This window comes from Aestuariimicrobium kwangyangense DSM 21549 (genome assembly GCF_000421525.1).
GTDB lineage: Bacteria > Actinomycetota > Actinomycetes > Propionibacteriales > Propionibacteriaceae > Aestuariimicrobium > Aestuariimicrobium kwangyangense.
The window spans coordinates 223,486-246,115 of the sequence record NZ_ATXE01000003.1 but is presented as its reverse complement, the minus strand read 5'-3'; the positions used below and the strand labels follow the sequence as shown (position 1 = coordinate 246,115).

General features: G+C 68.6%; 18 protein-coding genes. 4 read left to right on the top strand and 14 right to left on the bottom strand.

Annotated features, from left to right (window positions below; genetic code table 11):
- Positions 1-16 precede the first annotated feature (16 nt).
- The 10 genes from H507_RS0111115 to H507_RS0111065 form a co-directional block, all read right to left on the bottom strand.
- Positions 17-1,159, bottom strand: a complete 1,143-nt coding sequence (locus H507_RS0111115; protein WP_022910788.1) for an adenosine deaminase — start codon at positions 1,157-1,159, stop codon at positions 17-19.
- A gap of 20 nt (positions 1,160-1,179) precedes the next feature.
- Positions 1,180-1,674: a cytidine deaminase gene (locus H507_RS0111110; protein ID WP_022910787.1), complete on the bottom strand. Its 495-nt coding sequence runs from the start codon at positions 1,672-1,674 to the stop codon at positions 1,180-1,182.
- A gap of 1 nt (position 1,675) precedes the next feature.
- Complete coding sequence (locus H507_RS0111105; RefSeq protein ID WP_026378116.1) at positions 1,676-3,010, bottom strand: ABC transporter permease; 1,335 nt, start codon at positions 3,008-3,010, stop codon at positions 1,676-1,678.
- Between the two features lie 110 nt (positions 3,011-3,120).
- Positions 3,121-4,329, bottom strand: a complete 1,209-nt coding sequence (locus tag H507_RS16350) for an ABC transporter permease subunit (protein ID WP_022910785.1) — start codon at positions 4,327-4,329, stop codon at positions 3,121-3,123.
- Positions 4,326-5,954: an ABC transporter ATP-binding protein gene (locus H507_RS16345; protein WP_022910784.1), complete on the bottom strand. Its 1,629-nt coding sequence runs from the start codon at positions 5,952-5,954 to the stop codon at positions 4,326-4,328. The genes H507_RS16350 and H507_RS16345 overlap by 4 nt, the downstream gene beginning before the upstream one ends.
- 153 nt (positions 5,955-6,107) lie before the next feature.
- Complete coding sequence (locus H507_RS0111090) at positions 6,108-7,250, bottom strand: BMP family lipoprotein (RefSeq protein ID WP_022910783.1); 1,143 nt, start codon at positions 7,248-7,250, stop codon at positions 6,108-6,110.
- Positions 7,251-7,361: 111 nt separating this feature from the next.
- Positions 7,362-8,396: an FUSC family protein gene (locus H507_RS0111080; protein WP_022910781.1), complete on the bottom strand. Its 1,035-nt coding sequence runs from the start codon at positions 8,394-8,396 to the stop codon at positions 7,362-7,364.
- 49 nt (positions 8,397-8,445) lie between these two features.
- Positions 8,446-9,669, bottom strand: a complete 1,224-nt coding sequence (locus tag H507_RS0111075; RefSeq protein WP_022910780.1) for a phosphotransferase — start codon at positions 9,667-9,669, stop codon at positions 8,446-8,448.
- Positions 9,656-11,008, bottom strand: a complete 1,353-nt coding sequence (locus tag H507_RS16340) for a hemolysin family protein (RefSeq protein WP_022910779.1) — start codon at positions 11,006-11,008, stop codon at positions 9,656-9,658. Before H507_RS16340 ends, H507_RS0111075 begins: the two co-directional genes overlap by 14 nt.
- 155 nt (positions 11,009-11,163) lie before the next feature.
- A complete protein-coding gene (locus H507_RS0111065) occupies positions 11,164-13,371 on the bottom strand; it encodes an NADP-dependent isocitrate dehydrogenase (RefSeq protein ID WP_022910778.1) in 2,208 nt (735 codons plus the stop codon).
- Positions 13,372-13,525: 154 nt separating this feature from the next.
- Here H507_RS0111065 and H507_RS0111060 point away from each other — a divergent pair, with 154 nt between their 5' ends.
- The 4 genes from H507_RS0111060 to H507_RS0111045 all read left to right on the top strand — a co-directional run bounded on the left by H507_RS0111060 (position 13,526) and on the right by H507_RS0111045 (position 17,933).
- Positions 13,526-14,752 carry an amidohydrolase family protein gene (locus H507_RS0111060; RefSeq protein WP_022910777.1) on the top strand — a complete coding sequence of 409 codons (1,227 nt, stop codon included), beginning with the start codon at positions 13,526-13,528 and terminating at the stop codon, positions 14,750-14,752.
- A 77-nt stretch (positions 14,753-14,829) separates the two neighbouring features.
- Positions 14,830-15,690: a formyltetrahydrofolate deformylase gene (locus H507_RS0111055; RefSeq protein ID WP_026378113.1), complete on the top strand. Its 861-nt coding sequence runs from the start codon at positions 14,830-14,832 to the stop codon at positions 15,688-15,690.
- 225 nt (positions 15,691-15,915) lie between these two features.
- Complete coding sequence (locus H507_RS0111050) at positions 15,916-16,275, top strand: DUF485 domain-containing protein (RefSeq protein WP_022910775.1); 360 nt, start codon at positions 15,916-15,918, stop codon at positions 16,273-16,275.
- Complete coding sequence (locus H507_RS0111045; RefSeq protein WP_022910774.1) at positions 16,275-17,933, top strand: solute symporter family protein; 1,659 nt, start codon at positions 16,275-16,277, stop codon at positions 17,931-17,933. The genes H507_RS0111050 and H507_RS0111045 overlap by 1 nt, the downstream gene beginning before the upstream one ends.
- A gap of 103 nt (positions 17,934-18,036) precedes the next feature.
- On the opposite strand, the gene H507_RS17875 is transcribed toward H507_RS0111045, so the two are convergent.
- The 4 genes from H507_RS17875 to purH form a co-directional block, all read right to left on the bottom strand.
- A complete protein-coding gene (locus H507_RS17875) occupies positions 18,037-19,290 on the bottom strand; it encodes a histidine phosphatase family protein (RefSeq protein ID WP_157438967.1) in 1,254 nt (417 codons plus the stop codon).
- Positions 19,291-19,417: 127 nt separating this feature from the next.
- A complete protein-coding gene (locus tag H507_RS0111030; protein ID WP_022910773.1) occupies positions 19,418-20,407 on the bottom strand; it encodes a malate dehydrogenase in 990 nt (329 codons plus the stop codon).
- Between the two features lie 147 nt (positions 20,408-20,554).
- On the bottom strand, positions 20,555-20,986 hold the full coding sequence (locus H507_RS18085; RefSeq protein WP_022910772.1) for a DUF3017 domain-containing protein: 432 nt from the start codon (positions 20,984-20,986) through the stop codon (positions 20,555-20,557).
- A 9-nt stretch (positions 20,987-20,995) separates the two neighbouring features.
- Positions 20,996-22,555: a bifunctional phosphoribosylaminoimidazolecarboxamide formyltransferase/IMP cyclohydrolase gene (gene purH, locus H507_RS0111020; protein ID WP_026378110.1), complete on the bottom strand. Its 1,560-nt coding sequence runs from the start codon at positions 22,553-22,555 to the stop codon at positions 20,996-20,998.
- Positions 22,556-22,630: the final 75 nt, after the last annotated feature.

Here is a 22,630-nt window from a genome sequence, read left to right as displayed (position 1 = left end):
TGTCGGGAACCCGTGATCAGCCCTCGAACCCGGGCTTGATCACCTCGTCGATCAATCCCAGGCGCTGGTCGAACGGCAGGAAGGCCGACTTCATGGCGTTGAGCGTGCACCAGCGCACATCTGCCTTCGTCCACCCGAAGGTCTCGACCAGCAGCGCGAACTCGCGGCTGAGGGTGGTGGCTGACTGCAGCCTGTTGTCGCAGTTGACGGTGACCCGGAAGCGGAGCCTCTTGAACAGGTCGACGGGGTGGTCGGCCAGGGTGGTCGCGACGCCGGTCTGCAGGTTGGACGAGGGACACACCTCGAGCGGGATCCGCTGGTCGCGCACGTAGCTGGCCAACCTGCCCAGTCGCCACCCGCCGCCGTGCTCGACCTGGACGATGTCGTCGACCAGCCGAACTCCGTGGCCCAACCGGTGGGCCCCGCACAACTGCACGGCCTCCCAGATGGAGGGCACCCCGAAGGCCTCCCCGGCGTGGATGGTGAACCGCGCATTGGCGCGCTTCAGTTCGTCGAAGGCACCCGACCAGAGGGTGGGTGGGAAGCCGTCCTCGGCGCCGGCGATGTCGTAGCCGCACACCTGCTGGTCGCGGTAGGCGATCACCAGGTCGGCCACGTCGAGGCTGGGCGAGGCGTGGCGCATCGAGCACAGGATCTGCTGGGCGACGATCACCCCTCCCGCGGCGCGCACCTCGGCCTCGCCCTCGCGAAGTCCGTCACGGACAGCCTCGACCGCGGCGGCCATGGTCAGGCCGCGCCGCAGGTGTTGCTCGGGGGCCCAGCGCGCCTCGGCGTAGACCACCCCATCGGCGTGCTGGTCGAGCACGAACTCCCGGGCCACCCGCACCAGCTGTTCCCGGGTCTGCATGGCCGCGATGGTGTGCTCGAAGGTGGCGATGTAGCTCACCAGGGAACCCGCACTGGCGTGCTCGTGGAACCATCGCCCCAACTGCTCAGCGTCCAGGTCTGCACGCCCGGCGCCGCCCGGCCCCGGCAGGGGGTGACCGTTCTCCCGGCAGTGGTCGATCACCGTCTGCGGACGAAGTCCCCCGTCCAGGTGGTCGTGCAGCGTGACCTTGGGCAGTCGGCGCAGTTCGTCGATGGTGAGCGGTGGCGCGCTCTCGCCCGCGTCCACGGCAGGTGCCCGGTCAGCCGACATGTGGCACCCGGTGCCAGGGCTCAGCCGACGACATCGCGGTGGGCGGCCACGTGGTCGAGGTCATCGGGTCCGAAGGCCTGCGGCAGCACCTGGTCCAAGGTCCAGACACCGCGTGGGGTGTCCATCAGCAACTCGCGGCCACCGTGCTCGAACAGCAGCTGGCGACAACGTCCACACGGCATCAGTGGTTCCCCGAACGCGTTCACGCAGGCGAACGCGACGAGCCGACCGCCTCCCCCTGCGACCAGGTCACTGACGAGTCCGCACTCGGCGCACAGGCTCATCCCATAGCCGGCGTTCTCGACATTGCATCCCTCGACGACGCGGCCGTCGTCCACGAGCGCCGCGGCGCCCACCGGGAAGTTCGAGTAGGGGGCATAGGCCCGCGCAGCCATGTCCTTGGCCCTCGCGCGGAGCCCGTCCCAGTCGATCCTGTCAGCCCAGTCGATCTCGTCAGCCCGGTCGATGTCGGCAGCCCGGTCGATCCTGTCAGCCATCTCGGTGTCGTCAGCCATGTCAGGCCTTCACGTAGGGGATGCCGTCCGAGGCGGGTGCACGCACCCGGCCCACCAACCCGGCGACCGCGATGATCGTGGCGAAATACGGCAGCAGGATCAGCCACTGGGAGTTGATGGGCGTGCCCAAGGTCTGCACCTGGGACCCCAACTGCTGCAGGAAGCCGAAGAACAGGGCCATGCAGGCGGCCAGGATCGGCTTCCACCGACCCATGATCACAGCCGCCAACGCGATGAAGCCGTTGCCGACGGTGATGTCGTCGTTGAACAGCCCCGTCGAGGCCGGGAAGAACGCCCCGCCCAGACCGGCGAAGACTCCGCCGACGAGCACGGCTGACCAGCGGGTCGCCGTGACCGAGATGCCGACGGTGTCGGCTGCCTGCGGGTGTTCCCCGACGGCCCGGACCCGCAGCCCCCACTTGGTGCGGTACAGCAGGAACGAGACCACCGCGACGCTCACGAACGCCAGGTAGACCAGCCAGGTCTGACGGAACAGCACCTCGCCGAGGAAGGGGATGTCGCTGAGCACCGGGATCGGGATGCGCTCCATCAGGGGTGCCTCATTGAGCTGGGGCTTGGGCGCCATGATCGCCTTGAACAGGAAGGCCGTCAGCCCGCTGGCGAACAGGTTGATCACCACCCCGATCACCACCTGGTCAACGATGTACTTGATGGTGAACAGCGCCAGAACCGCGGCCATCAGCACACCGGCGAGGACGGCGCCGACCAGCATCGCGGTGACTGACTTCGTGACGGCACCGACCAGGGTGGCGGTGAAGGCGGCGGTCAGCATCTGGCCCTCGATGGCCACGTTGACCACCCCCGAGCGCTCGCACAGCACACCTGCGAGGGCACCGAAGACCAGCGGTGTCGCGAACACCAGGGTGCCGGCCAACTGGTTCGAGACCTGGAAGGGCAGCGGACGACCCGCAGCCGCCCAGGTGATGAAACCGATCACGAGCGCCGTGGCTGCTCCTGCGCCAGCCACGCCGCGGACCCACCCCGGGAGGCGACGTCCGAACAGGAAGGCGAGCGCCGCCGCCAGCATGACCACCGTCGCCACCACCACCAGGGGGACCCCTGGCAGCACGATGTCGGGCAGGCGCTCGGCCTGGGGCACCAGGGCGTCCGAGAGGGCGAAGGTGGCCTTGCCGTGGGTGGCGAAGATGAGGCGCAGGAGCACCAGACCCATCAGCGCAAGCAGCACCCCGGTCGACAGCCGCGCGGTGCGGTTCTCGCGCGACTCGGTGGTGGCCAGGTGCACCTCCTGGGCCGCAGCGATCTGGTCGGTGGGGGCATCCGCCGTCGGTTCGTTGAGCACCGAGGTCACGGTCATCTCCTGGGGGGCCTGCTGCGGGGTGACGATCTGCGGTGGGGTGCTGTCCCGGTCAGGGGCCGGCACGTCGCCGGGCACCTCGTCCGGGCGGGGAAGGCGAGGGTTGCTCATCACGCCAACCCTCCCGAGGAGGCGACGGCTGGCACGGCCCGACGGGCGCGCCGGGCCCTGAGGAAGGGCAGCAGGGTGCGGACCAGCATGGGAGTCGCCACGAACATCACGACGAGCGCCTGCAGCACGGTGGTGAGTTCCTTGGGGGTGCCGGTGCCCTGCATCACCAGGCCACCGGCGTGCAGGGCGCCGAACAGGAGTCCCGCGAAGACGGTGCCCAGCGGACGGGAGCGTCCCAACAGGGCCACGGTGATGGCGTCGAAGCCGATGGTGCCGACCAGCCCTGCCGTCAGCGGGGTCGGGGTGGCGCCCGACATGGGACCGAGGGCCACCTGCACCCCGGCGAGCCCGGCGAGGGCCCCCGAGAGTGCCATCGTGACCATGGTGGTGTTCGCGACGCTCATGCCGGCGGTGGCCGAGGCGCTGGGGTTGGACCCCACGGCCCGGATGCGGAACCCGAGGCTGGTGCGCTCGATCACGAGCCAGACCACGAAGGCCGCCACCAGCGCCAGCAGGAAGCCCAGGTGCAGTTGCGTGCCTGCGATCCTGGGGAAGGTGGCGTTCCAAGCCACCACGGGGGCGATCGGGTCGGCGCGGTCGGGGCGTCGGAAGAGGGCCTGGGTGAGCGCGAACGACAACAGTCCACCGGCGATGTAGTTCATCATGATGGTGACGATCACCTCGTGGGCCCCGGTGCGTGCCTTGAGGAAGCCGACGAAGCCGCCCCAGATGCCCCCGGCCACCACACCGGCGAGGATCGCCAGCGGAAGGTGCACCACGAGCGGCAGCCCCGTCAGCTTGAAACCGACCAGGGCGCCGAACATCGCGCCCATGATGGCCTGCCCCTGGCCGCCGATGTTGAACAGTCCGGCGCGGAAGGCCAGCCCCACGCCGAGACCGGCGCAGATGAGCGGCGCCGACTGGGCCATGGTGTTCGTGATCGGACCGATCCCGCCGAAGGCGCCGCGGAACAGTGCCCCGTACGAGGTCGAGATCTTGTCGACGCTGGCTGTGAGGGCGTCACCGGGGCGTGCGAAGAAGTAGGTGAACTTCTGCTGCACCTCGGTGTCGGCAATGACCATCAGCACGGCGCCGATCACGAAGGCCAGCAGCAGGGCGAACACCGTGACGGTGATCTCCGACCAGTCGACGCGCGCCAGCCGCACAGGACGACGGGCGGTCCGATCGGGGGTTGGGGACTCGGTCATGCGTCCTCCTGGTTGGGGTCGGCGGGTGTGGCGCGGGTTGCCGCCACGGCCTCGTCGTGGGGGATGCCGGCCATCATCAGGCCGAGCACGTCGCGGGGTGTACCGGCCGGGACGATGCCGACGATGCGTCCCTTGTTCATGACTGCGATGCGGTCGGCCAGCGACTCGACCTCCTCGAGTTCGGTCGAGACGATCACCACTGCCGTGCCACCGTCCCGTTCCTCGACGATGCGCTTGTGCAGGAACTCGATGGCGCCGACGTCAACACCGCGGGTGGGCTGGCTGGCGACCAGCAGGCTCAGCGGCCGCGACAGTTCCCTGGCCAGCACCACCTTCTGCTGGTTGCCTCCCGACAAGGAGTTCACCGGCAGGCTGATCGACTGGGTGCGGATGTCGAACTCCTGCACCTTCTGCTCGGCGTTGGCCGAGATTCGTCCGAGGTCGAGCATGCCGCCCCGGGAGAACTCCTCGATCTGGTTGAGCACCAGGTTCTCGGCGACCGAGAAGGTGCCGACGAAACCGTCGTGCTGCCGGTCCTCGGGGACGAAGCCGACCCCCGCACGCAGCACCTCCTTGGGCTTGAGCCGGGTCAGGGAGCGTCCGTCGAGGGTGACCTCACCGTGCAGCACCGGCAACAACCCCAGCAGCACCTCGGCCAGTTCGGTCTGGCCGTTGCCCTGCACCCCGGCGATGCAGACGATCTCGCCGCCCTTGACCTCGAAGCTGGCGTCGTCGACGACCACGGTGCCGGCGTCGTCGGCCACCGAGATGTGGTCGACCACCAGCCGGGTGTCACCGAGCCTGGGTGCCTGTTTGGCCACCTTGAGGCTGACCGATCGTCCGACCATCAGTTCGGCCAGTTCCTGCTCGCTGGCATCGCGGGGCGGCTGCCCCACCACGGCACCACGGCGGATGACGGTGATGTCATCGGCGATGGCACGCACCTCGCGCAACTTGTGGGTGATGAAGACGATGGCCCGACCCTCGTCGCGCAACGAGGTCATCACGGCCATCAACTCGTCGATCTCCTGGGGTGTCAGCACGGCGGTGGGCTCGTCGAAGATCAGGTACTTGGCATCGTTGGCCAAGGCCTTGAGGATCTCGACGCGCTGCTGCACCCCGACGGGCAGGTTCTCGATCACCGAGTCGGGTGAGACCGCCATGTTGTAGCGCTCGGAGAGTTCGATGACGGTGCGTCGGGCGCTGCGCATGTCGAGGGTGCCGAAGGGTCCCTGTTCCCGACCCAGCACCAGGTTCTCGGCCACGGTGAACACGTCAACCAGCATGAAGTGCTGGTGCACCATACCGATGCCGGCGGCCATCGACTGCTTGGGGTTGGCGAACTTCTGGGGCGTGCCGTCGATGAAGATCTCGCCCTCGTCGGGGTCGAGCAGCCCGTAGAGCTGGTTCATCAGCGTCGACTTGCCGGCGCCATTCTCACCCAGCAGGCAGTGGATCCGCCCGGGCACGATGTCGAGGTCGATGCCGTCGTTGGCCGTCAACGACCCGAACCGCTTCGTGATGCCACGCAGGCTCAGCCCCTGGGGGGCCGGAGCCTGGTGGGACGGAGCCTGGTGGGACGGAGCTTGGTGGGACGGGGCCGGCTTGGCCTGCTGGGACGACACTGGCTCGTTCACGGTCGCATCCTTCCACACGTTGACTCTGGGTCTGGGGTGCCGGGGGTGACAAACGGGAGGGGCCCACGAGGGACCCCTCCCGTCTGAACGTGCCGGTCACTCCCCCGTCACGTGAACTGTTCGCTCACCGGGGCGAGTGGGTCACTTGGGCTGGGCGGCCGAGGTGATCTTGATGGTGCCCGCCTCGATGTCGCTCTTGATCTTCTCGAGCTCCGACTTGGTCTCGGCCGAGACCTGTCCGTCGAAGTCGTGGAAGGGGGCCAGACCGGTGCCGGCGTTGGCGAGGGTGCCGACATAGGGATCGGAGGAGAACGAACCCTCCTGGGCGGCCTTGATGGTGTCGAAGACCGCCACGTCCATGCCCTTGTAGACCGAGCTCACGATGCTCTTGCAGAAGTTCGCGGCCGAGACGCAACCGTCGGTGTCGACCCAGATCGCGTTGACCTGACCATTGCTCGACTGTGCCACCTGCAGGGCTCCCTGACCGGCCGGTCCGGCGACGGGGAACAGGATGTCGGCGCCCTGCGAGACCAGGTTGGTCGCAGTGGTCTTGCCGCCGGCGATGTTGTCGAACGGGTTGGGCTCGGGCACGAACTGGCCGTCCTGCTTGGCGGCGTCCCAACCGAGCACCTGCACGCTCTTGTTCTTCTGCTTGTTGTAGTACTCCACACCCTGGGCGAAGCCGTCCATGAAGATCGTCACGGTCGGGATCTTCATGCCACCGAAGGTGCCGACCTTGCCCGACTTGGTCTGCGCGGCGGCCAGGTAGCCGGCCATGAACGACGACTCGGCGGTGTTGAAGACCAGAGCCTTGAAGTTCTTCAGGCCGGCTGCCCCCGCGGGATTGTCGTCGACGATCGCGAACTTGATGTTGGGGTTCGCCTTGGCTGCGGCAACGGTCGCGTCCGAGAGCAGGAAGCCGACGGTGACGATGACATTGCACTTCTGGTCGATCATCGTCTGGATGTTGGTCGCGAAGTCCTTGGCGTCGGTCGACTCGACCTGCCCGGTCTGGATGCCCAGATCTGCCTTGGCCTTGGTCAGCCCGGCGTAGGAGGTCTGGTTGAACGACTTGTCGTCGAAGCCACCCGAGTCCGAGACCATGCAGGCCTTGAAGTCGGCATTGGCGGCCGAGGTGCTGGTCGAGGCCGACGCCGAGGACGAGGCGCTCGACGAGGTCGAGCCGCTGGCCGAGGGCGTGGACGACGGGGCCTGCGCACAGGCCGTCAGGGTGAGGGCGGAAGCAGCCAGAATGGCTGAGACCGAGAGCAACGACTTCTTCACAGGGGGTTCCTCCGGGACAGGATGAGCAGGTCTGACTCGACGATGAGCGTGGCCAGCGTAACCCGCTGTTCTTCCCATGGCGAACCGCGGTCCCTCATATGCGTGACACCGTTACTGACGCGTGATCGAGGTCCTGTTCGAGGGAATGGCGAGCAGCACCAGAATGGCAACGGCGGCACCCAACAACGTCTCCCAGCCACGGTCGACGATCAATGCGTTGACCGGCACTTCATGGGCCAACTGCCCCATGGAAAGAGCCAGGGGTGTGATGAAGACGCAGGCGAGTGCATAGTTGCGTCCGACCAACACCTCGGTGACCCATTGAAGCGCGGCGATCACCACCACCAGCCAGACCCCCCGCGGGTGCACTCCCAGCACGGCGGCGGCGAGCACCAGTCCGACCAGGGTGCCGATCACCCGGTGCACACCACGCACCAGCCGCGCGGCCAGGTCGGGACCGCCAAGGGCCGCACACGCGGCCACCATCGCCCAGTAGGGATGGGTGCCACCCACCAGCGTCGCGATCGTGCCCGCAAGGCTGGTGGCCAGCACGAACCTGAGCAGGTGCCGGAGGGCGTCCTCGGGAGTCAGGGCCCTCGTGAAGTGTGGGCGCGGGATCCGCGGTCGACCGAGCCTGCCGCCGACGGCGGCGCCCACCTGCCCGACGACGAGCGAGAAGGCGACGGTGCTGGCACAGACCAGCAGCGCCACCGGGGCTCGGGACGCGCCGACCCCGGTCGAGGCGCAGACGGCCAGTCCGAAGAGCATGAACAGGGGCCCCGGTGGGTGCCACCTGACCGCGTCACCGAGCAGGGATCCCGCGAACGAGACGACGGACCCGAGCACCACCACCCACCACTCCACGTGGGGAAGCCCCGAGATGAGCACCCCCGACACGACGGCCGCGCACAAGGATGCGCCGGCCCACAGTTGCTGGCCGAAGCGGTCGCGGTCGAGCACCGTGCGCCCGTAGAGCGAGGTGAGCGCGCCGAAGGACACCCAGGGAGCCCAGTCCAGGCGCCCCAGCCAGACGACGACGAGCAGGGGCACGACGACAGACACGGCCGCACGCGTGGCGACCAGGTGGTCAGCCCGCGCGGGGTTGACCCGCAGCGCCTGCCTGCCCAGTTCGCTCGCCCTCACCACGAGCAGTCACCCTACCCGCGGGCCTGTTCCCCGGCCCGGGGTGCACACCTCAGCTGACCTGGCGGACGAGGGCCTCGGCTGCATCGAGGATCCAGGTGGTCTCCCGCCACCAGTCCGGCTCCTGCCCCCGGTACGGTCCGGTCGCCAGCGAGATGATGACGGCTGCCGAACGCAGCCTCAGCTCGACCGGGTCGACCCGCTCGTCGAAGACCGGCACCCACCGTCGGATCAGCGCATGGACGGTCGCCTTCTGCTCGGGGTTCATGCGTTGCACGGTCGACAGATGCGCCACCAGGCAGGCGAGGTCATCGGCCCGGCGCCCGGGGCCGATCGTGTCGATGTCGAGCATGCCCGAGGGAACCCCGTCGCGGACGAACACCTGACCCTCGTGGAAGTCGCCATGGGTCGCCTCGTTCCCCACCTCGATCGGGTCGAGTCCCTCATGGATGCGGGCGCACATCCATGCGAGCCGGGGGCCCTGGTCGGCCATGGCCGCCGTGATCACCCCGGCGTAGTGGTCCACCGCATCCGACCACGGCGGGCGCCGCTCGAGCGCGGCCACCGACGAGGGCATCGAGTCGAGCAGGTCGATCAGCGCCTCCGCCGTGCACGGCGGGGCCGGGTCGAAGATCGCCTTGGCCAAGGGACGGCCCGGGAGTTCGTCCAGCACCAGGATGTGGTCGTCGGTGGCCACCCGGACGACGGGTGAGGGCACACCGGCGTCGAGCAGCAGCCGGTGCCGGTGGAGGGTCTCGGCGAACGCGCGTGCCTTCTGCACCTTCACGTAGAACGTCGTCCTGGGGTCCGCGATCGCGCACCGGAGCACCGCCCGACGGCGGGGGCGGTAGCCGATCATTGCGAGACTGATCTGACCCGAGCTGATGGGGCGGTCGAGCAGCCCCTCATCGTTGATCAGTTCGGCCATCCGCTCGGGATAGGCGGCCCGTTGCAGTCCCGGCAACTCGGGGTCGGCGGGATACACCCACGCGGCCACCTCACGTCCGTCGATGGTGAACAGCAGGGCACGTTCGTCCCCGCTCCCCCGGCCCCCGGTGCGAGCGGACACCCCGATCAGCTCTTCACGCTCGCCGTAGGGCCAGTGCACCTGGGCGACATAGGTGGCCGTGGTCGACAGTCCGGGGTTGGAGTCGACATGGTCCATCGACCATTCCCCCAGGTGGCCGCCCGCCCGCTCGACGACCGCCTGCAGCAGGGCCCCGATCCGGTCCGAGGTCAGCAGCAGCGAGCCGTCGGCGTCGTCAGTCGCCCTCATCCGCCGTCTCCACCGGCGGGGGCGGGGTGCCGTGCACGCGCAACCAGCTGGCTCGGCGTCCGTCGAGGTCGGCGACCTCGAAGTCGAAGCTCATCACCTCGGGCCGGTCACCGGGGGCACCGTCGGAGCGCTCGAGTTCCACCGAGAAGGTGTCCCCCACCTCGGGCACCTTGCCCAGTTGTGACATGACGTAGCCCGCGACCGTGTCATAGGGCCCCTCAGGCAGCACGTAGCCGGCCCTCTCCTCGAACTCACCCAAGGTGGTCAGCCCGTCGAGGTCGCGCAGTTGTGCGTGGGCCAGGTCCTCGTCGGCGACCACGTCGTACTCGTCGGTGATGTCGCCGATCAGTTCCTCGACGAGGTCCTCGAGGGTGACGATGCCCGCGGTGCCGCCGTACTCGTCGAGCACGATGGCCAGATGGGCGCCCTCGCGGCGCATGTCGGTGAGCGCGCGCAACACCTTGACAGTGTCGGGCAGGCTCACGACGGGACGCACCAGTTGCCGCACGGGGGCCGAACGGGTGGCCGGGTCGAGGTCCATCAGGTCGCGCACGTGCAGGAAGCCAGCGATGCGGTCGGTCGAGCCGTCCGACACCGGGTACCGGGAGTGCGGGGCGCCCTGCACCTCGCGGATGGCGCGGTAGGCGGGCATGTCACCGGGGAGGAAGTCCACCTCGGTACGGGGCACCATCACCTCACGAAGGGAGCGTTCCCCGGCGTCGAAGACCTCGTCCACGATGTGTCGTTCCTCGTCGCCCAGGGTCGCCGAACTCGACACCATCTGACGCAACTCCTCGTCGGTCACCTCTTCCTTGCCGGCGTTGGGGTCACCACCGAGCACCCGGACGACGACATCGGTCGACTTGCCGAGGAACCAGATCAACGGCCTCGAGATACGCGCGATGCCGTCGACCATGGGCGCCAGGGAGAGGGCGAAACCCTCGGCCCGCTGCATCGCCAGCCGCTTCGCGGTCAGCTCCGAGAGCACGATCGAGAAGTAGCTGATCGCCACGGTGATCAGCACCAGGGCAACCGTGCCGGCGATGGAATCGGGCACCCCGATCCGCACCAGTTGGGGAGCGAGCGAGCTGGCCAGGGTGGCACCGCCGAACGAGGCGGAGAGGAACCCGGCCAGGGTGACACCGATCTGCACCGACGACAGGAAACGGTTGGGGTTCTGGGTGAGGCGCTGGATGGCCGCCCCGCGCTTGCCGCGCGACGACATCTGCTTCACCTGGCTCTCGCGCAGGCTGACCAGGGCCATCTCGGCGGCTGCGAAGATGCCGCCGATCAGGATGAAGACGAAGATCAGGGCGATGTTGCTGAGGGTCTGGGTCACGAACTCTCCCGGGCGATGGTTCGCCCAGCCTAACGGACCCCGCGGGGAGCCCATCCGGATGGACGGACCCACCCCTGCCACCCGGCACCCCCTCGCCCGTGGTTCGCGGGCGAGATGGTGCCGGGTGAGGCAGACGGGTCGCGCTCAGCCGATGACTACAGCCCGATGATGGAGTTGAGGGTGGACGACGGCCGCATCGCCGCCTGCACCTTCTGCTCGTCGGGGTGGTAGTAGCCGCCGATGTCGACGGGGTGCCCCTGCACGCCGATCAGTTCGGCGTTGATGGTCTCCTCGTTGTCGGCCAGGGCCTGGGCGATCGGCGCGAAGCGCTGCCTGAGTTCGGGGTCGGCGTCCTGGTCGGCCACCGCCCTGGCCCAGTAGCTGGCCAGGTAGTAGTGGGAGCCACGGTTGTCGATCTGGCCCACCCGCCGAGCAGGCGAACGGTTCTCGTCCAGGAAGGTGCCGATGGCGCGGTCGAGGGCGTCGGCGAGCACCTGGGCCTTCGGATTGCCCGCCGCGGCGAGGTGTTCCAGTGCTGCCCCGAGCGCCGAGAACTCGCCCAGCGAGTCCCAGCGCAGGTAGTTCTCGGCGACGAACTGCTGCACGTGCTTGGGGGCCGAACCCCCCGCCCCGGTCTCGAACAGGCCACCACCGGCCAGCAGCGGCACGATCGACAGCATCTTGGCCGAGGTGCCCAGTTCGAGGATCGGGAACAGGTCGGTCAGGTAGTCACGCAGCACGTTCCCCGTGACCGAGATCGCGTCCTTCCCCTCGCGGATGCGGGCCAGGCAGAAGGTGATGGCCTCGACCGGAGCCATGATCTGCAGGTCGAGCCCCTCGGTGTCGTGGTCAGCCAGGTAGGTCTTCACCTTGGCGATCAGGTTCGCGTCGTGGGCGCGGGCGGCGTCGAGGTAGAACACGGCCGGCGCCCCCGTGGCCCGTGCCCGGCTCACCGCCAGCTTGACCCAGTCCTGCACCGGGATGTCGCGCACCCGGCTCATCCGCCAGATGTCACCTGCCTCGACCTCGTGCTCCATCACCACGGTGTCCCCGTCGAGCACCTGCACACGGCCGGCCTCCGGGATGACGAACGTGGTCGGGTGGGAGCCGTACTCCTCAGCCTTCTGCGCCATCAGTCCGACGTTGGGCACCGACCCGATGGTCGCCGGGTCGAGGGCGCCGTTGCGCTTGTGTTCGGCGATGACGGCCTCGTACATGGGGCCGTAGCTGCGGTCGGGCACCATGGCGAGGGTCTGCTGCTGCCCGCCCTTGGCGTCCCACATCTGGCCCGAGTCGCGGATGACCACGGGCAACGACGCGTCGATGATCACGTCCGAGGGCACGTGCAGGTTGGTGATCCCCTTGTCGGAGTCGACCATGGCCAGAGCGGGTCGCTCGGCGTAGAGGGCATCGATGTCGGCGCGGATCTGGTCGGCGGTCGCCTGGTCGAGTTGCGGGAGCTTGGCGTAGAGGTCGCCGATTCCCTGGTTGGGGTTGAACCCGATCTGGGCGATGGCGGCGGCGTGCCGGGTCAGTACCGGTTCGTAGAACACGCTGACGGCGTGGCCGAACATCACCGGGTCGGACACCTTCATCATGGTGGCCTTCAGGTGCAGCGACAGCAGCAGGCCCTCGGACTTCGCCTTCTCGATCTGGGCAGCGTAGAAGGCGCGCAGCCGCGCGGCCGACATGAAGGTGGCGTCGACGATCTCGCCGTCGAGGGTGGGTACGGCGTCCTTCAGCACGACGGTTCCGTCTGCGGTCTGCAGCACGATGCTCAGCGTGGTGGCGCGCTCGGTGACCACCGACTGCTCATGGCCGTAGAAGTCGCCGTCGGCCATCGACACCACCGAGGCGCGGTTGGCGGGGGTCCACGGTCCGAGGCGGTGGGGGTGCTTGCGGGCGAAGGTCTTGACCGAGGCGGGTGCCCGACGATCGGAGTTGCCCTCGCGCAGCACCGGGTTGACGGCCGAGCCCAGCACCTTGGCGTAGCGGGCGGCGGTGTCGGCCTCGTCCGCGGTGGTGGGGTTCTCGGGGAAGTCGGGCACGTCGAAGCCCTGTGACTGCAGTTCGGCGATGGCCGCCTTCAGCTGGGGCACCGAGGCCGAGATGTTCGGCAGCTTGATGATGGTGGCCTCGGGCTTCAGCGTGAGAGCACCCAGTTCGGCCAGGTTGTCGGCCACCCGCTGCCCGGCGTCGAGTCGCTCGGGGAACTGCGCGAGGATGCGACCCGCCAGCGAGATGTCGGAGGTCACCACCTCGATACCGCTCCCGGCGAGGAAGCTCTGCACGATGGGCAGGAACGAGTGGGTGGCGAGGGCGGGCGCCTCGTCGATCTTGGTCCAGTGGATGGTCTGCGTCATCGCTGCTCCTCACGAGGTGGACGGACGCGCTCGACGGCACGCCGCTGTTCGAGTTCCACGCTATCGGATGGCTCCGACGCGACCGGGCGGGGCCTCACGGTCGGACGGATGAGCGAAGGAGGACGCTCACACAGCGACCTCGTAGGGTGCCTGCATGACCCTCACCGTGCTGCAAGGCGTGCGTCCCTGGGGTGGCCCGGCCACCGATCTGTACTTCGAGGACGGACGAGTCGTCGCTCCCCCGAACGGCCAGGCGGTGGGCGGCATCGGGGAACGGATCGACGGCCGCGGCCGGATCGCGCTCCCCTCGTTCGCCGACGTGCACGTGCACCTGTGCTCCACCCGGTGGGGCCTGCCCTTCCGCCCCCACACCGCGCCGCCCAGCCTGATGGGTCACATCGAGGCAGACCGGCAGGGCTGGAGACAGGACGCCCCGATCGCCGACAAGGCCACCGCCATGCTGGGACGGATGATCTCGCGGGGCACCACCAAGGTGCGTTCCTACGCGCAGATCGACACCCATGCGGGACTCGAGAGGCTCGAGGGCGTACTGGCGGCCAAGGAGCACCACGCCGCCCTCGCCGATGTGACCGTGATGGCCTTCCCACAGTCGGGGATCATGATCGACCCGGGCACCGAGTCACTGCTCGAGGACGCACTGCGGCAGGGACTGGTCGACGTCGTCGGCGGCATCGATCCCTGCGCGGTCGACCGCGACCCCAAGGGTCACCTCGACGTCGTCTTCGGGCTTGCTGAGAGGTACGGCAAGCCCGTCGACCTGCACGTCCACGAGACCGGCACCATGGGCGCGTTCTCGTGGGACCTCATCTTCGAACGCACCCGAGCTCTCGGCATGCAGGGTCAGGTGACGATCTCGCACGCCATGGCCCTGGGCACGAACAGCCCCGAGGTCGAGGACCGTCTGATCGCCCAGCTCGTCGAGCTCGACGTCGCCATCGCCACCGTGGCGCCGCGCGGGTCCCGCCCGCTGCCCTACCGCAGGTTGCTCGCCGAGGGCGTGCGCGTCGGTCTGGGCGAGGACGGCATGCGCGACTACTGGTCGCCCTACGGCGACGGTGACCACTGGAACCGGCTGTTCCAACTGTGCTGGCAGCACAACCTGAAGACCGACGAGGAGCTGCGTGCGGCGGCCTTCACCGCCACGGTCGGCGGACGACAGGTGATCGACCCGAGCCTGGCACGGGTCGACCCGCTGGTCGGCACCCCGGGACTCGAGGTCGGGGACGAGGCCGACCTGGTCCTCGTCGAGGGCGAGACCCTCAGCTCCGCCGTGGTCGACCATCGTCCGTCCCGGGTGGTCATCCGCGCCGGGCGCGTCGTCGTGGACGTCGACCAGGACGACCCCACCTTCAGGGTGTGAAGCCGCCGGCCCGACGCCCGGCGCCCACGGTTCGGGGACAGGAGTCGGCAGGGTCGCCCCGCCCTAGAGTGGTCGCCATGCCACAGACCGATGCCCTGCACCACTGGGTGCTCACCTTCTCGTGCGTCGACCGCCCCGGGATCGTGCACGCCGTCTCGGGTGCGTGCGTCGCGGCGTCAGGCAACATCACCGAGCTCCAGCAGTTCTCGAGCACCGACACCGGCCACTTCTTCCTGCGCCTCGAGGTCGAGACGGCGCTCGACGGAGCGGAGTTCGAGGACCGGATGCGCCCCGTGGCCGAGGAGTTCGCAGCCGAGTTCGAGGTCGTGGAGCGCGGGCGAAAACTGCGCACCCTCGTGCTGGCCACCAAGGCCGCCCACTGCGTCAACGACCTGCTCGCGCGGGAGCGTTCGGGGCAGTTGCCGATCGAGGTGCCGCGGGTGCTGGCCAACCACGGGGATCTCGCCGACCTGGCCGGGTTCTACGGGGTCCCGTTCGAGGCGCACACCGTCACCGCCGAGACCAAGGCCGCGTTCGAGGGCAGGGTCCGAGAACTCGTCGAGGCCGATGACATCGAGCTGGTGGTGCTGGCTCGCTACATGCAGATCCTCTCTCCCGAGTTGTGCGCCTTCCTCGGAGGTCGGGCCATCAACATCCACCATTCCTTCCTCCCCGGCTTCAAGGGCGCCAATCCCTATCGGCAGGCGCACGCGCGGGGGGTGAAGCTGATCGGAGCCACCGCCCACTTCGTCACCTCAGACCTGGACGAGGGTCCGATCATCGAGCAGAACGTGGTCCGGGTCGACCACACCCGAACCGTGGCCCAGCTGGTGGCGATCGGTCAGGACGAGGAGTCACGCACCCTGACCAGCGCGGTCCAGCTGTTCGCGGAGCGACGAGTCTTCCTCGACGGGGTCCGCACCGTCATCTTCCGGTGAGCACCTTCCGGTGAGGCACCTTCCGGTGAGCACCTTCCGGTGAGGACCTTCCAGTGAGGCATCGTCCGGTGGGACGCATCTTCAGCTGAAGGTGGCGGCGTGTGGTACCCGGGGTATGCAACCGCTGGCCTAGGGTGGGCGCGACGAACGCTGAGGTTCGTCCCGTCCTGGGCAACGAGGCGCACGGCGGCCACGTGGTCCTGTGACCCTTGTCCGAGGAGCTCCATGTCGACTCCAACCAACCCCTCACCACCCATCGAACCCGACCAGACCCGCGGGGCGGCGGCCTTCCACGAGGTGCAGCAGTCGGCAGAATTCGGTGAATTGCGCTCCCGTTTCCGTCGGTTCGCGTTCCCCTTGTCGATCGCATTCCTGGTCTGGTACTTCCTCTACGTGTTGCTGAGCACCTATGCCGTCGACTTCATGAACACCAAGGTGTTCGGACTGGTCAACCTCGGCATCATTCTTGGACTGCTCCAGTTCGTGAGCACGTTCACGATCACCTGGCTCTACATCCGCCACGCCAACCGCAACCTCGACCCGATCGCGGCCAAGCTGCGTGCCGACCTGGAAGGGCGCATCTGATGCCTGTTCCCACTCCCCTGTTCCTGACCCCCCTCGAGGGCGTCAAGCTTGGCAATTCAGCGCTCAACATCGCCATCTTCGCGGTGTTCGTGGTGGTCACCCTCACCATCGTCATCCGGGTCTCCCAGGGCGGTCGCAAGAAGGCCTCGGACTTCTACACCGGCGGCGCCCAGTTCTCGGGACGCCAGAACGGTCTGGCCATCGCAGGTGACTACCTGTCGGCGGCATCCTTCCTGGGCATCGTCGGCGCGGTCGCCCTGTCGGGATACGACGGTCTGCTCTACTCGATCGGCTTCCTGGTGGCGTGGCTCGTGGCGCTGCTGCTGGTCGCCGAACCACTGCGCAACACCGGCCGCTACACGATGGCCGACGTGCTCAGCTTCCGGGTGCGCCAGCGACCGGTGCGGATGGCGGCCGCCATCTCGACCCTGGCCGTCTCGTTCTTCTACCTGCTCGCCCAGATGGCCGGCGCCGGCGGCCTGGTCTCGCTGCTGCTCGGTGTCACCTCTCCCCTCATGCAGGACCTGGTGATCGTCGTCGTGGGCGTGCTGATGATCGCCTACGTGCTGATCGGTGGCATGAAGGGCACCACGTGGGTGCAGATGATCAAGGCGATCCTGCTGATCACGGGCGCAGCCATCATGACCTTGTGGGTGTTGGGCAAGTCCGGGTTCAACCTCTCGCACCTGATCGGGCTGGCCAACGACAAGTCCGCCGCCGACTCCGGGACGGCAGTCGACCTGTCGGTGCCCATGCACAAGTACGGCAAGTCGTCCACCTCGAAGTTGGCGTTCGTGTCGCTGTCGATCGCACTCGTCTTCGGCACTGCGGGTCTGCCGCACGTGCTGATGCGCTTCTACACCGTGCCCACGGCCAAGGAGGCCCGGCGTTCCGTCTCGTGGGCGATCGGTCTGATCGGGGCCTTCTACCTGTTCACGTTCGTGCTGGGTTACGGCGCTGCATGGCTCGTGGGGGCGAAGACGATCGGCGAACTGCCCGGCAAGGCCAACGCGGCAGCGCCGGCGCTGGCGTTCTGGTTGCCGGGGCAGGGCGTGGGTGGCACCGTCTTCCTGGCGCTGATCTCGGGGGTGGCCTTCGCCACCATCCTTGCCGTCGTCGCCGGGTTGGCGATCACCGCCTCGGCCTCGTTCGCCCATGACATCTACAACTCGGTGATCAAGCGTGGCCTCGCCGACGGCGCGACCGAGGTGCGCGTGGCCCGCTACACGGTGATCGTGATCGGCGTGCTCGCCATCATCGGCGGCATCGCCGCCAAGAGCCAGAACATCGCCTTCCTGGTCTCGCTGGCCTTCGCCGTGGCGGCGTCGGCCAACCTTCCCTCGATCCTGTTCTCGCTGTACTGGCGCAGGTTCAACACCCAGGGATCACTGTGGTCGATCTACGGCGGGCTGGTGAGCGCACTGGTGCTGATCATCTTCTCACCGGCCGTGTCGGGGGCCCCGACGTCGATGTTCCCCGATGCCGACTTCGCCTGGTTCCCGCTCGACAACCCGGCCATCGTGTCGGTGCCGCTCGGGTTCCTCCTCGGCATCCTGGGAACGCTGCTGTCGAAGGAGCAACCCAACCTCGACAAGCAGGCCGAGATGGAGGTCCGCTCCATGACCGGAGCAGGCGCCGAGGGGGCCATCGCCCACTGAGGAAGACAACCCCCGACCCACCGGCACGACCCCGACCCCCCTCCCGGGTCGACCGGTGTGAATGGCGAGGCCCCGTCCGCAACCCGGACGGGGCCTCGTCTCATCAGTCGCGACCGAGTTCGGTGCAGATGCACACCTCGTTGCCGTCGGCATCCGCAAGGATCGTGAACGCGGGTTCCCGCCCGCCGACCACTCGACCGCCCGCTGCCACGACCGCCTCGATCCGGGCAGGTGCCTCGTCGGCGGCCACCGTCAGGTCGACGTGGATGCGGTTGCGCACGGGGCGGGGTTCGTCCAACTGCTGGAACCAGATCGATGGCCCGAGCCGTAACGGGTCGACCAGGCTTCCGTCGATCTCGTCGTGCCCCGTCGCCGCCTGCCAGAACGGACGGATCGCGTCGGCGTCCATGGTGTCGATGGCGATCTCCCACTCCTCCAGCTTCTCGGGGACCGTGGTGCCGCCCAGTTCGGTGGCGATGGCCAGCAGGCGGTTCGCCATGGCCGTGTCACGGTGGGTGACCCCACCGCAGTCGTGGCTGCCGACGCCGACGTGCACCCTGTCGAAACGAAGGCTCAGTTCGGGGTGGTGGTCGACGACCCCGGCGAACTCGGCGGCTCGACCCACGAAGGTTGCCGCCGTCGGGAAGTCGGGGAACCGGAACACCTGCTGCAGGCGGCCCAACACGTACGACCACTCGGGTGCCAGTTCACGGGTCTGACTGCGGGTCAACAGCGTGCGTCCGGGCTGGAACCCCTCCTGGAAGAAGGAGGCGCCGTCGTCCCACTCGACGATGGTCCAGCCCTGGTCACCGTCCCCGTCCAGGGTGATGATCGAGGTGTTGCCGAGCCGGCGCTCCGACCCGTCACCGGCCACCGGCCCTCCTGCCCTTGCCGCCAACCAGGTGCCCAGAGCCGCGGCGTGGCTGACGGCCGCCGCCTCGCGGTGGCCGGAGGCGACGATGGTGGCGATGGCCTCGTCGAAGCGGGAGATGAAGGTGGTTCCGTCCTCGCCGCCGGGCCGGGTGGCGCTGAGGTCGCCCGTGGCCCACGCCGCGATCACCTGCATGTACTGCCCGAAGCCCGGCCACATCTCCAGGTCGCCGGCCTTGATCTCAGCGAGACCATCGAGCACCACGGGGGTCAGGCCGAGCGCGTCGGCCAGCGGGGCCGCCGTCTGCTGGGTGCGCGCGATCGGCGAGACGTAGATCGCCTCGATCGGACGGTCGGCCAGCTTCTCGACCAGCACCGCCGCCTGGGCACGACCCTCGTCGTCGAGGTCGTGCCCGGGCGTGGCGGTGTCGAGCAGGTGGTGCACGTTGGCCGCTGTGCGACCGTGCCGGATGAGGTGGAGGCGCATGCCCCCAACCTATCCGGCCGGCCCGACAGTCCCCAGGGACCGAAAGTCCGGGCCTTTCCCCACCGGGTGCTGACGGCCCGAACCCGAATGGGCAGGGCTCAGATCAGGCCCGAACCATCGTCGGGACTCAGATGAGGCCCAGACCCTTCACGGCGTCGCGCTCCTCGACGAGCTCGGCCACCGAGGCGTCGATCCGCGAGCGGCTGAACTCGTTCACGTCGAGCCCCTGGACGATCTGGTACTCCCCGCCGGTGACGATGCACGGGAACGAGCTGATCAGGCCCTCGGGAACACCGTAGGAGCCGTCGGAGGGAACCGACATCGACACCCAGTCGCCCTCAGGGGTGCCCAGCACCCAGTCGCGCATGTGCTCGACGGTGGCGTTGGCGGCCGATGCTGCCGACGACAGTCCACGAGCCTCGATGATGGCTGCTCCCCGCTTCGAGACGGTGGGGATGAACTCCTTCTCGATCCATGACTGGTCGTTGACCTGGTCGGCGGCACTGGTGCCGTTGACCAGGGTGTTGAACAGGTCGGGGTACTGGGTCGAGGAGTGATTGCCCCAGATGGTCATGTGCTTGATGTCGTCGGTGCCGACCGACAGCTTGCGCGCCAGCTGTGCCTTCGCCCGGTTGTGGTCGAGGCGGGTGAGCGCGTTGAACCGACGCTGCGGGATGTCGGGGGCGTTCGTCATGGCGATCAGGGCGTTGGTGTTGGCCGGGTTGCCGGTCACCAGCACCTTGACGTCATCGGCCGCCACCTCGTTGAGGGCCTTGCCCTGCGCGGTGAAGATGGCACCGTTGGCGCTCAGCAGGTCGGAACGCTCCATACCCGCCTTGCGAGGCATGGCACCGACCAGCATGGCCAGGTTGACGCCCTCGAAGACCTTCTTGGGGTCGTCGCCGATCTCGATGCCGGCGACGTTGCCGAAGGCACAGTCGTCGAGTTCCATGACGACGCCCTCGAGCGCCTTCAGAGCTGGGGTGATCTCGAGCAGGCGAAGCTCCACGGGTACGTCGGGGCCGAGCAGCGCTCCGCTGGCGATGCGGAACAGCAGGCTGTAGCAGATCTGCCCGGCGGCGCCGGTGACTGCAACCTTGACGGGAGTGGTGGTCACGATGTCGTCCTCTTTCCACGGAACGGATGTGTGCGGCGGCTCGTCTGTCAGGTCCGTTCCTGGATCGGACGAGGCCGACGGTCAGGAACGACCCTATCGGGTCGACGGGCGGGTCGCGTGGCGGGGTGACGGCTCAGGCCGGCTCGCTCAGCGCGGGGGTGACGGCGGGACCAGCATGGTGAGCACCAGCATCGCTCCCCCACTGAGCACCAGCAGAAGGGTGTCGAACCAACGCGCCCTCACTGCCAGGAGGCCCACCGTCTTGGCGGGCAGGACGGCGCGCAGGAAGCCGGCGAACAGCACCGCGCAACCGACGGCGAACGCACCCTTGCGCCAGTGACCGGTGGCCACCACGCCGAAGGCGACCGCCAGGCAGCCCAGCACGGCCAGCAGCGGCCACTGGTTGACGCCGCGCGCCGACGCGGCGGCCGCCAGCCTGAAACGACGGCGCTCCTCCGCACCCTGCTCCCGGCCTCTCCGTCCACGGGAGGCCCCCTGTCCGGTTGAGCTCTCACCCGGTCCGGGATCCGGCGTGCCGGGGCCGGGGCCGGTCGGCGCGTCCATCTGGGGATCGTCCATCGGCCGCCCTCAGTGGAAGAAGTGGCGGGTACCGGTGAAGTACATGCTGACCCCGGCTGCCCTGGCGGCCTCGATGGTCTGCTCGTCGCGCATCGACCCACCGGGCTGCACGATCGCCTTCACCCCGGCGTCGAGCAGGATCTGGGGCCCGTCAGGGAACGGGAAGAACGCATCGGAGGCAGCGACCGAGCCCGGGGCACGGTCCCCGGCGCGCTCAACGGCCAGCTTGCAGGAGTCGACCCGGTTCACCTGACCCATGCCCACACCGACCGAGGCGCCGCCGCTGGCCAGCAGGATGGCATTCGACTTCACGGCCCGGCAGGCCCGCCAGGCGAACTCGAGGTCGGCAAGTGTGGCCTCGTCGGCCGCCTCGCCGGCCACCAACTGCCAGTTCTCGACCGCATCACCGGGGGCATCGATCCGGTCGGGTTGCTGCAGCAGCGCACCCCCCGAGATGGGATGCAGTTGACGCTGACGGTGGGTGTACGGGGGGGCCACCAGGATGCGCACGTTCTTCTTGGCCTGCAGCACTTCGACGGCACCCTCCTCGTAGGCGGGGGCGATGATCACCTCGGTGAACACCTCTGCGACCTGCTTGGCCATCTCGACCGAGACCGGCCGGTTGGTGGCGATCACCCCACCGAAGGCCGAGACGGGATCGCACTCGTGGGCCTTGCGGTGTGCTTCGGCGACGTCGGCACCGACGGCGATGCCGCAGGGGTTGGCGTGCTTGATGATCGCCACCGCCGGCGCCTCGAAGTCGTACGCGGCACGGTAGGCGGCGTCACCGTCGGTGTAGTTGTTGTAGCTCATCTCCTTGCCGTGCAACTGCTGGGCCTGGGTGATGCCCGCGGGGCCGGCCGGGTAGGAGTAGAGCGCGGCGCCCTGGTGGGCGTTCTCGCCGTAGCGCAGGGTGCCGAGCTTGTGCCACGCCCCACCGATGAAGGCCGGGAAGCCGTCACCCTCGGACGAGTCGGTGAGCACCGATCCCATCCAGGAAGCCACCGCGATGTCGTACTCGGCGGTGTGCTGGAAGGCCTGGGCGGCCAGCACCTTGCGCTCCTGGTAGGTGAACCCGCCCTCCGAGAGGGCCTCGGCCACCTGCGAGTAGCGTGCGGGTGAGGTGACGATCGCAACGCTCGGATGGTTCTTGGCGGCGGCACGCACCATCGAGGGCCCGCCGATGTCGATCTGCTCCACGCACTCGTCGGGGGTGGCCCCCGAGGCGACCGTCTGCGTGAACGGGTACAGGTTGACCACGACCAGGTCGAAGGGGGCGACGCCGAGGTCGTCCAGTTGCTGACGATGACTCTCCAGACGGCGGTCCGCGAGGATGCCGGCGTGCACCTTGGGGTGCAGGGTCTTGACCCGGCCGTCGAGGCACTCGGGGAAGCCCGTCACCGCCTCCACGGGGGTGACCGCCACACCGGCTGCCTCCAGGGTCTTGGCCGTCGAACCCGTCGACACGATCTCGACACCTGCTGCCGCCAACGCGGCCCCCAGGTCGGTCAGCCCGGTCTTGTCGTAGACCGAGACGAGGGCTCGCTTGATGGGAAGGCGATCGTTCATCAGTTCTCCTGGTGGCTGCTGTCCTGGCTGGTGGGGGTGGTCGGTGTACTGGGGGTCTTCGGCGTGCTGGGGGTC

Excerpts from the sequence above, each read along its gene's own strand:
- H507_RS0111065 (WP_022910778.1), bottom strand. The coding sequence starts at position 13,371 with ATGACGCAGACCATCCACTGGACCAAGATCGACGAGGCGCCCGCCCTC.
- H507_RS0111105 (WP_026378116.1), bottom strand. The coding sequence starts at position 3,010 with ATGACCGTGACCTCGGTGCTCAACGAACCGACGGCGGATGCCCCCACC.
- H507_RS0111060 (WP_022910777.1), top strand. The coding sequence starts at position 13,526 with ATGACCCTCACCGTGCTGCAAGGCGTGCGTCCCTGGGGTGGCCCGGCC.
- H507_RS0111045 (WP_022910774.1), top strand. The coding sequence starts at position 16,275 with ATGCCTGTTCCCACTCCCCTGTTCCTGACCCCCCTCGAGGGCGTCAAG.
- H507_RS0111110 (WP_022910787.1), bottom strand. The coding sequence starts at position 1,674 with ATGGCTGACGACACCGAGATGGCTGACAGGATCGACCGGGCTGCCGAC.
- H507_RS0111115 (WP_022910788.1), bottom strand. The coding sequence starts at position 1,159 with ATGTCGGCTGACCGGGCACCTGCCGTGGACGCGGGCGAGAGCGCGCCA.
- H507_RS17875 (WP_157438967.1), bottom strand. The coding sequence starts at position 19,290 with ATGCGCCTCCACCTCATCCGGCACGGTCGCACAGCGGCCAACGTGCAC.
- H507_RS0111055 (WP_026378113.1), top strand. The coding sequence starts at position 14,830 with ATGCCACAGACCGATGCCCTGCACCACTGGGTGCTCACCTTCTCGTGC.
- H507_RS0111050 (WP_022910775.1), top strand. The coding sequence starts at position 15,916 with ATGTCGACTCCAACCAACCCCTCACCACCCATCGAACCCGACCAGACC.
- H507_RS0111075 (WP_022910780.1), bottom strand. The coding sequence starts at position 9,669 with ATGAGGGCGACTGACGACGCCGACGGCTCGCTGCTGCTGACCTCGGAC.
- H507_RS18085 (WP_022910772.1), bottom strand. The coding sequence starts at position 20,986 with ATGGACGATCCCCAGATGGACGCGCCGACCGGCCCCGGCCCCGGCACG.
- H507_RS16350 (WP_022910785.1), bottom strand. The coding sequence starts at position 4,329 with ATGACCGAGTCCCCAACCCCCGATCGGACCGCCCGTCGTCCTGTGCGG.
- purH (WP_026378110.1), bottom strand. The coding sequence starts at position 22,555 with ATGAACGATCGCCTTCCCATCAAGCGAGCCCTCGTCTCGGTCTACGAC.